The 15,315-nt window shown below is 66.3% G+C and carries 11 protein-coding genes; 8 read left to right on the top strand and 3 right to left on the bottom strand.

Annotation, left to right across the window (positions count from 1 at the left end; all coding sequences use genetic code 11):
* Positions 1 to 52 precede the first annotated feature (52 nt).
* On the bottom strand, positions 53 to 550 hold the full coding sequence (locus QY049_RS34815; RefSeq protein ID WP_309493927.1) for a GDSL-type esterase/lipase family protein: 498 nt from the start codon (positions 548 to 550) through the stop codon (positions 53 to 55).
* A gap of 244 nt (positions 551 to 794) precedes the next feature.
* Here QY049_RS34815 and QY049_RS34810 point away from each other — a divergent pair, with 244 nt between their 5' ends.
* From QY049_RS34810 to QY049_RS34775, 8 genes are all read left to right on the top strand, one after another.
* Positions 795 to 2,042, top strand: a complete 1,248-nt coding sequence (locus tag QY049_RS34810; protein ID WP_258762688.1) for an MFS transporter — start codon at positions 795 to 797, stop codon at positions 2,040 to 2,042.
* Positions 2,043 to 2,073: 31 nt separating this feature from the next.
* Entirely contained in the window at positions 2,074 to 3,279 is a 1,206-nt protein-coding gene (locus QY049_RS34805; RefSeq protein ID WP_258762690.1) for a M20/M25/M40 family metallo-hydrolase, read from the top strand.
* Positions 3,280 to 3,354: 75 nt separating this feature from the next.
* Positions 3,355 to 4,443, top strand: a complete 1,089-nt coding sequence (locus QY049_RS34800; protein WP_258762691.1) for a mandelate racemase/muconate lactonizing enzyme family protein — start codon at positions 3,355 to 3,357, stop codon at positions 4,441 to 4,443.
* A 101-nt stretch (positions 4,444 to 4,544) separates the two neighbouring features.
* Entirely contained in the window at positions 4,545 to 5,693 is a 1,149-nt protein-coding gene (locus QY049_RS34795; protein WP_301270448.1) for an amidohydrolase, read from the top strand.
* 69 nt (positions 5,694 to 5,762) lie between these two features.
* Positions 5,763 to 6,896, top strand: a complete 1,134-nt coding sequence (locus QY049_RS34790) for a caspase family protein (RefSeq protein WP_258762693.1) — start codon at positions 5,763 to 5,765, stop codon at positions 6,894 to 6,896.
* A gap of 228 nt (positions 6,897 to 7,124) precedes the next feature.
* On the top strand, positions 7,125 to 8,552 hold the full coding sequence (locus QY049_RS34785; protein ID WP_194477140.1) for a sodium:solute symporter family protein: 1,428 nt from the start codon (positions 7,125 to 7,127) through the stop codon (positions 8,550 to 8,552).
* Positions 8,549 to 9,733, top strand: coding sequence for an exo-alpha-sialidase (locus tag QY049_RS34780; protein WP_258762698.1), 1,185 nt, complete (start codon positions 8,549 to 8,551; stop codon positions 9,731 to 9,733). Before QY049_RS34785 ends, QY049_RS34780 begins: the two co-directional genes overlap by 4 nt.
* A gap of 4 nt (positions 9,734 to 9,737) precedes the next feature.
* Positions 9,738 to 10,418 carry an SDR family NAD(P)-dependent oxidoreductase gene (locus QY049_RS34775; RefSeq protein WP_258762699.1) on the top strand — a complete coding sequence of 227 codons (681 nt, stop codon included), beginning with the start codon at positions 9,738 to 9,740 and terminating at the stop codon, positions 10,416 to 10,418.
* Positions 10,419 to 10,424: 6 nt separating this feature from the next.
* On the opposite strand, the gene QY049_RS34770 is transcribed toward QY049_RS34775, so the two are convergent.
* Together QY049_RS34770 and QY049_RS34765 are read right to left on the bottom strand one after the other, a co-directional pair.
* Entirely contained in the window at positions 10,425 to 13,532 is a 3,108-nt protein-coding gene (locus tag QY049_RS34770) for a DEAD/DEAH box helicase (protein WP_258767021.1), read from the bottom strand.
* 398 nt (positions 13,533 to 13,930) lie between these two features.
* Positions 13,931 to 15,118, bottom strand: a complete 1,188-nt coding sequence (locus tag QY049_RS34765) for a CaiB/BaiF CoA-transferase family protein (RefSeq protein WP_258762700.1) — start codon at positions 15,116 to 15,118, stop codon at positions 13,931 to 13,933.
* Positions 15,119 to 15,315 lie beyond the last annotated feature (197 nt).

Here is a 15,315-nt window from a genome sequence, read left to right as displayed (position 1 = left end):
CATGACTCCTTCCGACCTGGTTGCGCGTGGCGGCCCAACAGACGGTACGACGCTATTTGCCCAGGGCGGCGGCGACTTCGCCGACCAGCTGCTCTGCCAGCATGTGATAGCCCTCCGGCGTGAGATGCTGCCCATCGGGTTGATGCGGCAGGCCGCGCAGCATCCCGTTCGGAAGCATGACGACCTTGATGCCCATCGCGCCCAGCCGGCTCTGGATGGCAGGCGTGTTGTCGGCGGCGAGCTTCCTCCGGTCGTTTCCGCCGGGTTGAAGGATCACGACGCTCGTTCCCTTCGGAACCACGCGATCGAGGCGCGCCAGCATGCCTCCCGTGGTGTCACCGTTGATGCCGGCATTGACGACGCGGACGCTCAGACCCCTCGCGCGGAGAAGCGCTTCGAGCTGTGCGGGATAGGCCTGGCTGCGCGACACGCCCTTGCCAAAAGTGTTGCTGGCGCCAAGGGCCACGACGGTTGCCGCGTGAGCCGCGCCAGGCGCGGAGAACATTGCAAATGCACCAAGAAGAATGATCCGGCCAAGCTTTGCGGTCACTTTTGCGCTCCCCGATAGGCTTGATGGTCCCGCCCCATGCTTATCACCGATTACGCGATCGCGGACCAGAGGCGCTTTCCCCTCTTCACCCACCGGCCCAAATCTGTCTGAGCTTGCTACGGGCCAATGCCGCCACGGCTGGCGGGCCATGCGATAAGCCGCCCCCTCGCAGCATTGGCATGCCCTCGCCAATCATGTAACCCGGCCAAAACGCTTGCGAATACCTTGCCGGGACGGGACGCTGATGAGTGCGGTTGCCGATGACGAAGCGGGACATGGCACCCGCGCGCTGATCCTTGCGCTGGTGGCCTTGGCCTGCGGGCACATGCTGTCGACCCTGCTGCGCACCATCCCGGCGCTCAGCCTCGATCTGATGGCGGCGGATTTCCATGTGCAGCCGCAGGCGCTGGCGAGCCTCACCTCGGTTTATCATTTCGCCTTTGCGGCCTCGCAGATCCCGGTCGGCGCGGCGATGGACCGCTTCGGCGTGCGGCCGGTGTCGCTCAGCTTGCTCGCGGGAACCATCGTCGGCGCCATCGCGTCGGGCTTTGCGACGGGGCCTTCGAGCTTTGCCTTCGGCCAGTTGCTGCTGGGCATTGCGACATCGGGCTTGCTGATGTGTCCGATGACGCTGGCCGCCAAGCAATTGTCGGCGGCGCGCTTCGGGCTGTGGTCGGGCGCGATCCTGTCGATCGGCAATATCGGCATGCTGCTGTCGTCGAGCCCGCTCGCCTTCGTGGTCGATCAATATGGCTGGCGCGCCGGATTCTGGATCGCGGCGCTCGGGGGCGTCGTGGTGGCGCTCGCCGTGTTCGCGCTGGTGCCGAACCAGCCGGCCGAGCACAAGGACGATTCCTCGCCGCTGTCGCAGATGATCGAGGTGCTCAGGCTCGGCTTATCTCGCCCGCTTCGTGGGTTGATCGCGCTGGCGATGGTGTCGCTGGCGACCTCGCTGGTGCTGCGCGGCTTGTGGGGCGGGCCATGGCTGATGGAGATCAAGGGCCTGTCGCGGGTCGAGGCCGGCAATCAGCTCGGCGCCTACACGCTGGCGATGATCGCGGGCCCCCTGTGCATCGGGATGATCGACCGCAGGATCGGCCGCCGCCGCGAGCTCGTCGCCGGCACGCACACGCTGGCGGCGCTGCTGGTGGTGCTGATGGCGCTCGGCGCGCCGCATTATGCGGTTGCATGGCTGTTCGGCGTGCCGGTCATGCCGCCGCAATATGATCTCGTGCTGTTCGTGCTGATTGGCCTTGCAACCTCGGCGCAACCGCTGCTGTTCGGCATGTGCCGGCAACTGGTGGACGCGCAAGTGGCGGGCAAGGCATTGGCCGCAGTGAACCTCGCCTTCTTCCTCGGCACCGCACTGATGCAGTCGATGTCAGGTGCGGTCGCGGCCTTCGCGGGGCTGCCGGCGGTGCTGCTGTTCATGGCGGCGATGCTGCTCGTGGGGGTGATGATCTTTTTGACTTACACCTCGCCCCATTCGTAGGATGGGCGGTTCGTACCTGAGGACATCAATCATGCCTGTCGACGCCAAAGCCGCCACCGACCGCCTCATGCGCTTCCTCGCCGTGGAAGGCGTCACCGGACAGGAGGCGGCGATCGGGCGTGAGCTCACCGCCGCGCTGAAGGAGAGCGGCGTGCCTGAAAAGGCGATCCGCCTCGACGACGCCAACAGCCGCATTCCCGTGCCGACCGAAACCGGCAACCTCATCGTCGACCTGCCCGGCCGCGGCGCGCTGCACAACCAGCCGCGCATCATGTTCATGACGCACATGGACACCGTGCCGCTCTGCGCCGGCGCCAAGCCGAAGAAATCCGGCCGCAAGATCGTCAACGAGGCCAGGACCGCGCTCGGTGGCGATAACCGCTGCGGCTGCGGCGTGCTCGTGACGCTTGCCGCCGAGCTCGAGAAGCAGAAGCTCGACCATCCGCCGATCACGCTGCTGTTCTGCGTGCGCGAGGAGAGCGGGCTCTACGGCGCGCGTCACGTCAAGCTGGACGAGCTGGGCTCGCCGGTGATGGCCTTCAACTACGACGGCGGCTCGGCCTCCAACGTCGTGATCGGCGCGGTCGGCGCCGACCGCTGGACCGTCGAGATCTTCGGCCGCGCCTCGCATGCCGGCGTTGCGCCGGAGCGCGGCATCTCCTCGACCATGATCATGGCGCTGGCGCTCGCCGACGTGAAGGCCGGCGGCTGGTTCGGCAAGGTGGTGAAGGGCAAGGGCACGAGCGCGCGGATGGGCACCAGCAATGTCGGCCCCGTCACCGGCGGCGAAGGCCGTCCCGCGGGCGATGCCACCAACGTCGTCACCGACTACGTGCATGTGCGCGGCGAATGCCGCAGCCATGACGGAAAGTTCTTCAAGGAGATCACGAAAGCCTACAAGGCCGCGTTCGAGAAGGCGGCCAAGAAGGTCACCAATGCGCAAGGCAAGTCCGGCAAGGTCAAGTTCAAGGCCGAGACCGACTATTATCCGTTCCGCATGAAGGAGAACCTGCCCGTCGTGAAACGTGCGATCGAGGCGGTGTCCGCCGTCGGCGGCACGCCGAACGTCCGCGCCGCCAATGGCGGCCTCGATGCCAACTGGATGGTCCGCCACGGCGTCCCGACCGTGACCTTCGGCGCGGGGCAGAACGAGGCGCACACGATCGACGAGTGGATCAACCTGGACGAATACGACCGCGCCTGCGCACTGGCGCTGCAGCTCGCGACGATGCGCTGAGGTGCCCTGCGCTGCCCGCGCTTGCCGGGCAGCGCACATCGGCCTAGCCTGCAAAGAAAAACGCAGGGAGGCCACATGCCACGCATCGCTGACATCGAGACCGGATTCTACCGGATCCCCCTCCCCGTCACGCTGTCCGATTCCACCCATGGCGAGATCGCGGCGTTCGAGCTGATCACCTGCCGCATCCGCGATGCCGATGGCGCCGAGGGCGTCGGCCACACCTACACGGTCGGGCGCAACGGCGGCGCCGTCGCCGATATTTTGAAGCGCGAGATCCCGCCGCTGGTCGAGGGCCGCGAGGCCGACGACACCGAAGCGATCTGGCATCACGTGTGGTGGGGCCTGCATTATGGCGGACGCGGCGGGCCGGCGGTGCTGGCACTCTCCGCGCTCGACATCGCGTTGTGGGATCTGAAGGCACGGCGCGCCAAGCTGCCGCTGTTCCGCCTGCTCGGCGGTTTCGACGCGCGCGTGCCCTGTTACGCCGGCGGCATCGACCTCGATCTCTCGGTCGAGGCACTACTCAAGCAGACCGACGGCAATCTCGCCAAGGGTTTTCGCGCCATCAAGATGAAGGTCGGCCGGCCCGATCTCAAATCCGACGTCGCGCGCGTCGCGGCGATGCGACAGCATCTCGGCGACGGCTTTCCCCTGATGGCGGATGCCAACATGAAATGGACGGTGGAAGAAGCGATCCGTGCCGCCCGCGCCTTCGTGCCGTACGATCTCACCTGGCTGGAAGAGCCTGTCATCCCCGACGATGTCGCGGGCCATGCCCGCATCATGCAGGCCGGCGGCGTGCCGATCGCGGCCGGCGAGAATCTGCGCTCGCTGTGGGAGTTCAAGAACTACATCGTTTCAGGCGCGGTGTCCTACCCCGAGCCCGACGTCACCAATTGCGGCGGCGTTTCCGCCTTCATGAAGATCGCGCGGCTGGCGGAGGCCTTCAACCTGCCCGTCACCAGCCACGGCGCCCACGACATCACCGTGCATCTGCTCGCGGCCTGCCCGAACCGGTCGTATCTCGAGGCGCACGGCTTCGGCCTCGACAGGTATATCGATCATCCCCTGGTGCTGGAGGACGGCAGGGCAGTAGCTCCGAACCGTCCAGGCCACGGCATCAGCTTCGACTGGAAGGGGTTGGCGAAGCTTTCGCCGTAGGAACGCATTGCTGCACGAGAGGCATTCCAAGGGGCTTGATGCGGGGCGCGGATAATCGGCTAGAGTGGTGACAGCCGTCATCATCAAAAAGAGCTGCGCCTTTGCCCCCCGAACTGCACGAGAAACTGACTGCGTGGCGCCAGCATCTGCATGCCCACCCCGAGCTGTCCCTGCAGGAGAAGGCCACCGCCGCCTTCGTGCAGGAGCGGCTGACCGAGCTCGGGATTCCCTTCGAAGCCGGCATCGGCGGGCACGGGGTGGTCGCGACGCTGACGCGCGGATCTGCCGAAGGGCGCGTCGGCCTGCGCGCCGACATGGACGCGCTGCCGATCACGGAGGATACGGGCCTCGCCTACGCCTCGAAAACTCCAGGCGTGATGCACGCCTGCGGACACGACGGGCATACGGTTTCGCTGCTCGGCGCCGCCGCGCTGCTGGCGGCGGACACGAGCTGGAGCGGCACCGTCGATTTCATCTTCCAGCCGGCCGAGGAAGGTTTTGGCGGCTCGCGCGCGATGGTCGCGGCCGGGCTGTTCGAGCGCTTCCCGATGGACCGCGTGTTCGGCTTCCACAACTGGCCGGGCCTCGAGGCCGGCACCATCGCGGTCCATGACGGGGCGGTCATGGCCTCCGGCGGACGCGTCACCATCACCATCGAGGGACATGCGGGCCACGCAGGCATGCCGCATCTGACCCGCGATCCCGTGATGGCGGCCGGCCACCTGATCGTGGCGATGCAAGGAATCGTGTCGCGCAGCGTCGATCCGCTCGACACCGCGGTGCTCTCGCTGTCGACGATCAAGGGCGGCACCGCGCCCAACCAGATCGCCGGCAAGGTCACAATCCGCGGCACGCTGCGGCATCACCGCAACGAGGTGAAGGACGTCATCCTCGCGCGGATCGGCGAGATCTGCGCCGGCATCGCCACGAGCTTCGACGTCAAGGTCACTCCTGATATCGTCATGGGCGTCGGCGTGACCATCAACTCGCCGGAGGAAGCCGGCCTCGCGCGCATGGCCGCGGACAAGGTGCGGGCAAAAGTGCGGCGCGACCTCGCGCCCAGCATGGCCGGCGAGGATTTCGCCTTCTATCTCCAGAAGCGCCCCGGGGCGTTCGTGTGGATCGGCAACGGACCCCTGCGCGACGGCGCCGAGTTGCACGGCCCGCGCTACGATTTCAACGACGCGATCCTGCCGGTGGCATCGGGCTGGATGGCCGAAGTCGCCAAGACGGCGCTGTCGGCGAACTAGAGGCGGCCCCGTGGCTCCGCCGGATCGGTTGCGCTAGAATAGACGCTGGTTCAAGGCAGCGAGATCCGGATGAACCGGCGCGAATTCGTTTCGGGGTTGACGGCGGCAATTGCGTTCGCGGGTGTGGCCTCGACGGCTGAAGCCGCGGAAGGCAAGCGGGTCGCACTCGTCATCGGCAACGGCGCCTACAGGAACGTGCCCGCGCTGCTCAATCCGCCGAACGATGCGAGCGATATCGCCGCGGCGCTGAAACGGCTTGGCTTCACGGTCTCCCTGGCGACCAATGCCAGCTTCGATGAGATGCGCCGCAGCCTGATCGCCTTGGGGCGCGACGCCGCCGGCGCCGACATGGCGGCGGTGTATTTCGCCGGCCACGGCATGGAGATCAACGGCGAGAACTGGCTGATCCCTGTTGACGCGGACCTGAAGCGCGACACCGACGCGGCGAACGAAGCCATCAATTTGCAAAGCGTGATGCAGCAGGTATCCAACACCACGAGCCTCGGCCTCGTCATCCTGGACGCCTGCCGCAACAATCCCTTTGCCGCCAAGATGAACAGGTCGATCGCGACGCGCGCGGCCCCCGTGAGCGGGCTCGGCCGCATCGAGCCTGTCGGCAACGTTCTCGTCGCCTATGCCGCACGCGACGGCACGACCGCGCTCGACGGCGACGCGCGCAACAGCCCGTTTGCAGCGGCACTCCTGCGCAACATCGAAGCACCCGGTGTCGAGGTCACCTTCATGTTCCGCAATGTCCGCGACGACGTGATGGAGGCGACCCGCAACGAGCAACAGCCATTCGTCTACGGTTCGCTGTCGCGCAAGGCGATCTACCTCGCGGGCCGGCCAGCGGCTGGTAGTGAGCAAGCGCTTCCGGCTGCTGTCTCCCCTGCTCCGCCGCGGACGCCGACGATCGATCCCGCGCTGGTCGGCACCTGGGAAATCATGGTGCCGAGCGGCCGCGGCCAGTCGCGCTGGATCTGGCAGATCATGGGCGACGGCACCTACAAATTCCACGCCGAGCCGCAGCGCTCGGCTCGTGCGCACGAAGGCACGATCACCGCCGCGAATGGCCACTGGACCCTGCACGCCATCAGGGGCCTGGCAGGCTATAGCGACGCCGGCGTCTACGAAATCCACGATGCACTGGCTGTGATCACAGGCAAGCTCGGCACCGGCGCCTGGAAGCGCAGCGCCGAGTAGATGCGCTTGCACGCGATGATGCCGTCTCGATAGCGGCCGCGTCATAGCTCCACCTTGCTCTCAGGAACCCGGATTTCCCCGCTGCCTCGACGCCGCGCGCCTTGACGCACCGCGCCCGGACGGGTTTAATGAATTTCAAGAACAATTGTTCGCATTCCGAACATTTGCCGCCGGGTAAAAGCGGGCTCACAACGCCGCATCCCTGCGCCACCAGAGGAAACGTCAGAGATGCAAGCCCTGCTCAACGGCGAAAGCACGCTCATCGTCACGATGATCATCGCCTATATCGCCTTCACCTCCTGGCTCACGCTGAAGCTGCGCAGCCGCACCAGCGATCAGTTCATGACCGCGTCGCGCGCGATGCCGGCCGTGGTCGTCGGCGTGCTGATGATGAGCGAATTCGTCGGCGCCAAATCGACCGTCGGCACGGCGCAGGAGGCGTTCCAGTCAGGCATGGCCGCCGGCTGGGCCGTGCTCGGCGCCTCGATCGGCTTCCTGCTGTTCGGCATGCTGATGGTGAAGAAGCTCTACAATTCCGGCGAGTACACCATCTCGGCGGCGATCGCGCAGAAATACGGCAAGTCGACCATGCTTACCGTGTCGGTGATCATGATCTACGCGCTGCTGCTGGTGAATGTCGGCAATTATGTCAGCGGCGCAGCTGCGATCGCGACCGCGCTGCATGTCAGCCTGCCGGTTGCGATGTGCATCATCGCCGTGGTCTCGACCTTCTACTACGTGTTCGGCGGATTGAAGGGCGTCGCCTGGGTGACGATCCTGCACAGCGCCTTCAAGGTCGTCGGCATCATCATCATCTTCGCGGTCGCGATGTCGCTGACCGGCGGCATCGCGCCGATCCAGGCCAAGCTGCCGGCCTATTATTTCAGCTGGGATGGCAAGATCGGCTTTGCGACCATCTTCGCCTGGACCTTCGGCACGGTCGGCGCGATCTTCTCGACGCAGTTCATCGTGCAGGCGATCGCCTCGACGCCGAGCGCCGACGAGGCCCGCAAGGCGACCTACTACGCCGCAGCGTTCTGCCTTCCGCTCGGCTTCCTGCTCGCGCTGATCGGCGTTGCCGCGAAATATCTCTACCCCGACATGAACAGCCTCTACGCGCTGCCGGTGTTCCTGGAGAAGATGCCGCCGCTGGCCTCCGCCTTCGTGACGACCTCGCTGGTCGCCTCGATCTTCGTCAGCGTCTGCACCGTCGCGCTCGCGATCGCTTCGCTCGTGGTGCGCGACTTCTACGTGCCCTACTGGAAGCCGTCGCCGGAGCGCGAGCTGAAGATGACGCGCGTGTTCTCGATCGTGATCGCGATCGTGCCGCTGGTGTTCGTGTTCTTCATTCCGGAGATCCTGAAACTGTCGTTCTTCACCCGCGCACTGCGGCTGTCAATCACAATGGTGGCGATGCTCGGCTTCTACCTGCCGCTGTTCGCCAGCAACCGCGGCGCCACCGCCGGTCTGATCGGCGCCGCCGTCTCGACCACGGTCTGGTACGTGCTCGGCAATCCCTTCGGCATCGACAACATGTACATCGCCGCGGTGACGCCGCTGCTGGTGATGGCGATCGAGCGCCTGGTGATGGGCCAGGCGCCTGCCGCGCCGCAGGCCGCGCAACCAAATGCATTCGCTGAAAGGACTTCGACGTGACCGCCGAACTCGAGATCACGGCCGACGGTGCCGTTCGCGTGGCGGCCGGCGACCCTGATAGGTTCGACGCCTTCATCCCCTCAACGTGCGTGCAGAACCACGCCGCCAACCTGATGTCGCTCGCCAATGGCGATCTCGCCTGCGTCTGGTTCGGCGGCACGCAGGAGGGCATGTCCGACATTTCGGTGTATTTCTCGCGGCTTCCCCGCGGCGCGGCGGAGTGGTCGCGCGCGGAGAAGCTCTCCGACGATTCCGGTCGCTCCGAGCAGAACCCGGTGCTGTTCCCCGCCCCCGATGGCACATTGTGGCTGATGTGGACGGCGCAGCTCGCCGGCAACCAGGACACCGCCATCATCCGCCGCCGTCTCTCGCGCGACAACGGCAAGAGCTGGGGTCCGATCGAGACGCTGTTCCCCGAGCATCGCGGCCGCGGCACCTTCATCCGCCAGCCGATCGTCGTGCTCGACAACGGCGACTGGCTGCTGCCTGTGTTCTATTGCCACAGCACGCCGGGCCGGAAATGGAATGGCGACGAGGACACCAGCGCGGTAAAGATCTCCTCCGATGCCGGCAAGACCTGGCGGGATGTTGACGTCCCCGGCAGCCGCGGCTGCGTGCATATGAGCATCGCGCGCCTCGACGACGGTTCGCTGGTTGCGATGTATCGCAGCCGCTGGGCCGACAACATCTATCAGAGCCGCTCGGCCGATCACGGCCAGACCTGGTCGGCGCCGGTCGCGACCGCGCTGCCCAACAACAACTCCTCGATCCAGCTGACGCGGCTTGACAACGGTCACCTCGCATTGGTCTTCAACGATTCCAGCGCCAGGGACGCGACCGGGCGCCGCCTCTCGCTTTATGACGAGATCGAGGACGACCTTCCGCCCGTACTCGCCGGCGACGGCAGCAACGCAGACGGACGCACCGCGTTCTGGGGCGCGCCGCGGGCGCCGATGACGCTGGCGATCTCGGCCGACGGCGGAAAGAGCTGGCGCAAGCGCAATGTCGAGATCGGCGACGGTTTTTGCATGACCAACAATTCGCGCGACCAGACCAACCGCGAGCTGTCCTACCCCTCGGTCAAGCAGACCGCCGACGGCGCGATTCACATGGCCTTTACCTTCCATCGCCGCGCCATCAAATATGTCCGCGTGACCGAGGCGTGGGTGAAGCAGGGCTGAATTGATGGACAAGCGGCCGCACGCGCTCGTCACGGGCGCCAGCTCGGGGATTGGCGCTGCGATCATCGAGCGCCTGCTGCGCGACGGCTGGCGCGTCACCGGGATCAGTCGGCGTGCTGGGAGGTTCGACAATCCGGCGTTCACGCATTTGGCACTCGATCTCAACGATGTCGACACCATCGCGAGCGCTGTTGCTGCCATCGCGCCGACCGCGCTGGTTCACGCCGCAGGCCTGCTCAAGGTGGGTCCGCTCGGATCATTGGACCACGACGACGGCGCTGCGATGTGGCGGCTGCATGTCGATGTTGCCGGGCGTCTCGCCGACGCGCTGGCGCCGCGCCTGCCGCGGGGCGGACGCATCGTCTTCATCGGCAGCCGTACCGCTTCGGGCGCAGCCGGTCGCGGTCAATATGCCGCGACGAAGGCGGCGCTGGTGGCGCTGGCGCGGTCCTGGGCGAGCGAGCTCGCACCGCGCGGAATCACCGTCAACGTGGTGGCGCCCGCCGCGACCGAAACGCCGATGCTGAAGGATCCGACGCGCGCCAACGTCGCACCAAAACTGCCGCCGATCGGCCGCTTCATTCAGCCGGAAGAGGTCGCAGCCGCCGTGGCGTTCCTGCTCTCAGGCGAAGCCGCTGCCATCACGGGCCAGCAGCTCGTGATCTGCGGCGGGAGCTCGCTCTGAGCTGGCTCACGACTCGTCGAGAAGCTCGAGCAATTCCTCGACCCGCTCGAACGGAGCATCGCGCATCGGGCTGTGATAGACGACTCGGTCGCCGTCGCGTTGCAGGGATTTGCCCTTCGACTTCCGCAGCCGACCCGGCAGGAACGTCGCTGCCACCGCGCTCTGGCCGACGTCGAGCCGGATGATACCTCTGCGCTTGCAATCCAGCCGCAGCCGCGCCGCCGCAAAGAAATCGCGCCCGCCCTGCGGCAAGGGTCCGAAGCGGCGCGAGGTCTCCTCCTCAAGATCGTCGAGATCGTCCTCATCGGCGCAGCGCGCGGCGCGGGCATAGAGCTCGAGCCGCACCGGCGCCGATTGCACGTAGCTCGCGGGCAGCATGTCCGCGACCGGCAGATTGAGATCCGGTACCCACACCACGGACATGCCGTCATCGACCTTCTCCGAGGCCATCTTGAGCAGATGGCTGTAGAGGATCGGCCCGAAGACATGAACGTGGCCGGATTGCTGCTCCGTAAACAGATCGCCCGCGCCGCGCAGATCGAGGTCGCGCTCGCTGATGGCAAAGCCCGCGCCCGGCCGGCTGAACTCTTCCAGCACGGCAAGCCGCTTCTCGGAGTGCGCCGAAGCCGACTCGGTCAGGAGATAAGCGAAGGCACGAATGCCGCCGCGCCCCACACGCCCGCGCAGCTGATGCAGCTGGGCGAGGCCGAAATTTTCCGGCCAACACACCACGATGGTGTTGGCGCGCGGGATATCGAGGCCGCTCTCGACGATGTTGGTGGCGAGCAGCACGTCGGCCTTGCCCTCGACGAAAGTCATCATGCGCTCGTCGATCTCGTCCGCCGGCAATTTGCCGTGCAGGCAGACGATCTTGAGATCGGGCGCCACCGCCTGCACCCGCGCCAGCATCGGCTCGAGATCCTGGATGCGCGGGCAGATCAGAAAGCTCTGCCCGTGCCGCCGCTGTTCGCGCAGCAGGGCCGAGGCGATCGCGGCGTCCGAGAGCGGCGCGATCTTGGTTGCGACCGGCAACCGATGAACCGGCGGAGATGCGATGACGCTGAGATCCCGGAAGCCGGCAAGGCCGGCGGCCAACGTGCGCGGGATCGGCGTGGCGCTCATCCAGAGCGTATGGGCATTCTTCGCAAGACCGGACAGCTTCGCCTTCTCGGCGGCGCCGAAATGCTGCTCCTCGTCGATGATGACGAGGCCGAGATCGTCGAACTTCACGTCCTTCGAGGTCAGCGCCTGGGTGCCGACCACGACCTGGATCCGGCCGCTGCGCAGGCCTTCCTTGGTCTCCCGCACCTCCGCGCCAGAGGTGGCGCGCGACAGGCTGCCGACCTCGATGCCGAGTGGCGCAAAACGTTTGCGGAAGGTTGCGACGTGCTGCCGGGCGAGCACGGTCGTCGGCACCGCAATCGCGACCTGCTTGCCCGAGAGCACCACGGCCGCGGCCGCGCGCAGCGCCACCTCGGTCTTGCCGAAGCCGACATCGCCGCAGATCACCCGGTCCATGGGATGGCCGGAGGCGAGATCGTCCAGCACGTCGTGGATCGCCTTGGCCTGGTCGATGGTCGTGAAATAGGGAAAGCGCGCGACGAATTTTTCGTAAGGCGCTCCCGGCGGGACCAGCTTGGCCGCCTTGCGCCGCTTGCGCTGGCTGATGTGCCTGGCAAGCACCTTGCCGGCGGCCTGGATCTCCTGCTCGGCCTCCCCGCGGCGGGCCCACCATGTGCTGCCATCCGCCTTGTCGAGCGCGAGCTTGCCGCGCTCGGTCGAGTAGGGCCACATCTGCGCCAGATCGGGCGGCGGCACCAGGACCGCGTTGTCGCCGGCGAAGGACAGCCGGACCATCTCGCGCATCGCACCGCCGCCGGTGTTGACGGTCTGCAAGCCATCGAGCACGCCGATGCCGCGCTGGAGATGCACGACCACCGTGCCCTGCTCCGGCACGTCGGCATGATCGAAGGCCGCGCTCCAGCTTCGCGCCATAGGCTGCGGATGATGCGCGCGGCTGCCGAGCACGTCGGTCGCGGTCAGGACGACGGCGGGCTTCTTGCCCGGGATGACGAAGCCGCCATCGAGATCGGCGAGCAGTGCCACGTCACGTTGGCGCGCGGCCTCAGCCTCCGCCCAATCCGCGACGCGCTCCGTGCGCACGCCGCTCAGCCGCTCCATCGCGCGCAGGTCTTCCTCCTGCGCCGCGACGAAGATGAAACGCGAGCCGTCGTGCCTGACGTCCTCGACGAAGGCGCGAAGAGCTTTCCTTGCGGACGACAGTTTTGAGAATTCCGGTGTCGCCTGGAACGGAGCGGTCCGCTGCAGCACCCTCATGCCGCGGGTCGCCTGCTTCCAGTCGCTGCGTCCCAGATACTCGCGCTCCCGGTCGGCACGGCCCGCGGCCTCCTCGATCGTGCTCAACCAGGCATCGGCATGTACGGCAACGCCGGCGTCCGCGATCCACTTGGCCTTGCCGCAATAGTCGAACAGCGTCGCGCGCCTAGCCCGCGCGCCGGTGATCGCAAGCCGCTCCGACATGGGATCGACGAGAAGCTCTTTCGTTTCGAAGATGATGTCGTGCTCTTGCGGATCGAACGCCACGATCCGCTTGATCGCGCGCCCGGAATGCTCCACCCGGAACGGTCCCAAGGCACCGGCGGGAAAGATTTCAAAGGTCTGGCCGTGAAACAGCGCGCCGCCCGGATAATCCGGCTCGTCGTCGAGGTCATAGCCCAGCTCTTCGAGGCGAACGCGAAGCTCGCTCTCGGAGTAGGTGCCGCCGACCTTCAAGGACGTGTTCAGGCGCAACAGGCCCGCCGGCGGCGGCAGGCGCTCCATCACGGCTTCAGCCGTCGAGACCAGAAAGATCGGCTGCCTCGATTTGGCGAGGCGCCGCAGCACCGAGGCTCGACGGCCGGCGATCTCGCGCGATGGTTCCAACTGGTCGAACGGCAGCGTGTTCAGCCGCGGAAACACCAGCACTTCACACGACGGATCGAGCGCGTGAATGACGCTGCCAAGCCGCTCCGCCCTGTTCTCGCTTTCCGCGAGGAACACGAGACCGCTGCGGCCGGACTCTTTCCATTGCGCCAAGAGATGCAGCGCCATCATGCCGAGCGGCGACGACGAGGAGATCGATGCGCGCTGCGCGCCCTTGCTCGGCTTCGGCGAAGCCTTGCCTGGCGAGCGTCTGCTGGTCGGGCTCTTTGCGAGCGCGCGCTTCTTGGGCGAACTCTTGACCGCCGCTTTCTTGGCCGGTCGCAATGTCTTGGAATGACGCACGTGAATCCGTTTCTCGTCGTGAACAGTCATCAATGCCATGCGCCGCCGAACTCATGCCTGGTCGGTCGCGGATGGTCATGCAGATAGGACGGGGCGCGCGAGTGCGCGCCTCCCCAGAACCTCATGCGACGCAGAGGTCGCCGGCCAACGCAGAAAAGCGCGAGGATGAGCCGCCAGTCGTCTAGCAGACGAGCCGGCCCATTTCCACTCTTGTCTCGATGCAGCGGCTAAATGATGCCGCCCTGCCGCAGCGCTGCAATCGCAGCCTTGTCGTAGCCGAGTTCCGCGAGCACCGAATCAGTATGCTCGCCAAGCGTCGGTGGACGCGCCGCGATCTCGCCGGGCGTTTCCGACAATCGCACTGCCGCGCGGGCCACCGGCGCCTGCTTCGGCAGGCCGGGATAGTCGACGTCCTGAAGAAAGCCTGCGGCGCGAATGTGCGGATGGTCGAGCGCCTGTTGCGGGCTCAAGACCGGCCCGGTTGGAATCATCGCCTTGCCGAGGGTATCCACAGCCTCCTGCGTGGTGCGCATCGCGCACCAGCGCGCCATCCGCTCGCTGATAACAGGGCCGTTATTGCCGCGGCTGATGTCGTCGGCAAAGCGCGGATCGTTCAGCCAAAGCTCCTCCTCGCCCATCAGCCTGGCCCAGCGCTTGAACAGCGGGTGGCCCGTGACCTGGCACAGCACCCAGCCATCCCTGGTGCGATAGATATCCGCAGGCGCTGCGGTCTGGCCGAGATTGCCTGTCGGAACGCGGTTCACATTGATGACCGCCTGCTCGATCAGCGTCGCATTGGTGAAGGACAAAGCAGTCGCGAGCAGTGCGCCCTCGACGATCTGCCCGCGCCCGGATTTGCCGCGCTCGATCAGCGCCGCGAGCGTGCCGAACGCGCAATGGAGCGCAGTGCCGAAATCGACCCAGTTCACGGCCGCGCGGTAAGGCGGATCGCCGGCGCCGGTCATGTAGACCGATCCCGACATCACCTGCCCGACGCCGTCGAAGCCGACGCGGTCGGACCACGGTCCCGGCCCGCCGAATGCGGTGGCCGTCGTCAGGATGATATCGGGCTTGATCGCCTTCAACTGCTCGTAGTCGAGCTTCATCGCGCGCAAGGTCTGCGGCGGCAGATTGGCGACGACGACGTCCGCGGTCGCGATCAGCCGGCGCATCACCTCCTGCCCCTGCTCCGTCATCGGATCGAGCGTGATGCACTTCTTGTTGCGGTTGACCTGGAGGAACAGCGCGCCCTCGCCGCTTTCGCCGACAGGTGCGACGAAGCGGTCCTCGCTGCCGTCGCGCTTTTCGACCCTGATGACCTCGGCACCGAACTCGGCCAGCAACGTCGCGCAATACGGCCCCGCGATATAGCGTCCGAAATCGAGGACGCGCACGCCTTCCAGAACTCCCCCCATCGACCTCATTCCTTGTCTCTTTCAGGTCAGATTACAGCGAATGCCTGCCGCGGCAAGGCCGCAGCGCACATGGTGCCCTGCACGCAAGATGTGATCCGGCAAATGTTTCGGCCGGCGGAAATTCTGCTCTAAAGCATGATGGCATTAAGTTCGATAGCCTGAGTTTTTCAGGTAGTTGGCGCATTCCTCGGATGTGA

It is taken from the genome of Bradyrhizobium sp. WYCCWR 13022 (assembly GCF_030435535.1).
In the GTDB taxonomy this organism is placed as follows: Bacteria; Pseudomonadota; Alphaproteobacteria; order Rhizobiales; family Xanthobacteraceae; genus Bradyrhizobium.
This window is presented reverse-complemented; position numbering and strand designations above follow the sequence as displayed.

Bases quoted from the DNA above. Each gene is read 5' to 3' on its own strand.
- QY049_RS34810 (WP_258762688.1), top strand. From the start codon at position 795: ATGAGTGCGGTTGCCGATGACGAAGCGGGACATGGCACCCGCGCGCTG.
- QY049_RS34805 (WP_258762690.1), top strand. From the start codon at position 2,074: ATGCCTGTCGACGCCAAAGCCGCCACCGACCGCCTCATGCGCTTCCTC.
- QY049_RS34800 (WP_258762691.1), top strand. From the start codon at position 3,355: ATGCCACGCATCGCTGACATCGAGACCGGATTCTACCGGATCCCCCTC.
- QY049_RS34790 (WP_258762693.1), top strand. From the start codon at position 5,763: ATGAACCGGCGCGAATTCGTTTCGGGGTTGACGGCGGCAATTGCGTTC.
- QY049_RS34785 (WP_194477140.1), top strand. From the start codon at position 7,125: ATGCAAGCCCTGCTCAACGGCGAAAGCACGCTCATCGTCACGATGATC.
- QY049_RS34775 (WP_258762699.1), top strand. From the start codon at position 9,738: ATGGACAAGCGGCCGCACGCGCTCGTCACGGGCGCCAGCTCGGGGATT.
- QY049_RS34770 (WP_258767021.1), bottom strand. From the start codon at position 13,532: ATGATGGCGCTGCATCTCTTGGCGCAATGGAAAGAGTCCGGCCGCAGC.
- QY049_RS34765 (WP_258762700.1), bottom strand. From the start codon at position 15,118: ATGGGGGGAGTTCTGGAAGGCGTGCGCGTCCTCGATTTCGGACGCTAT.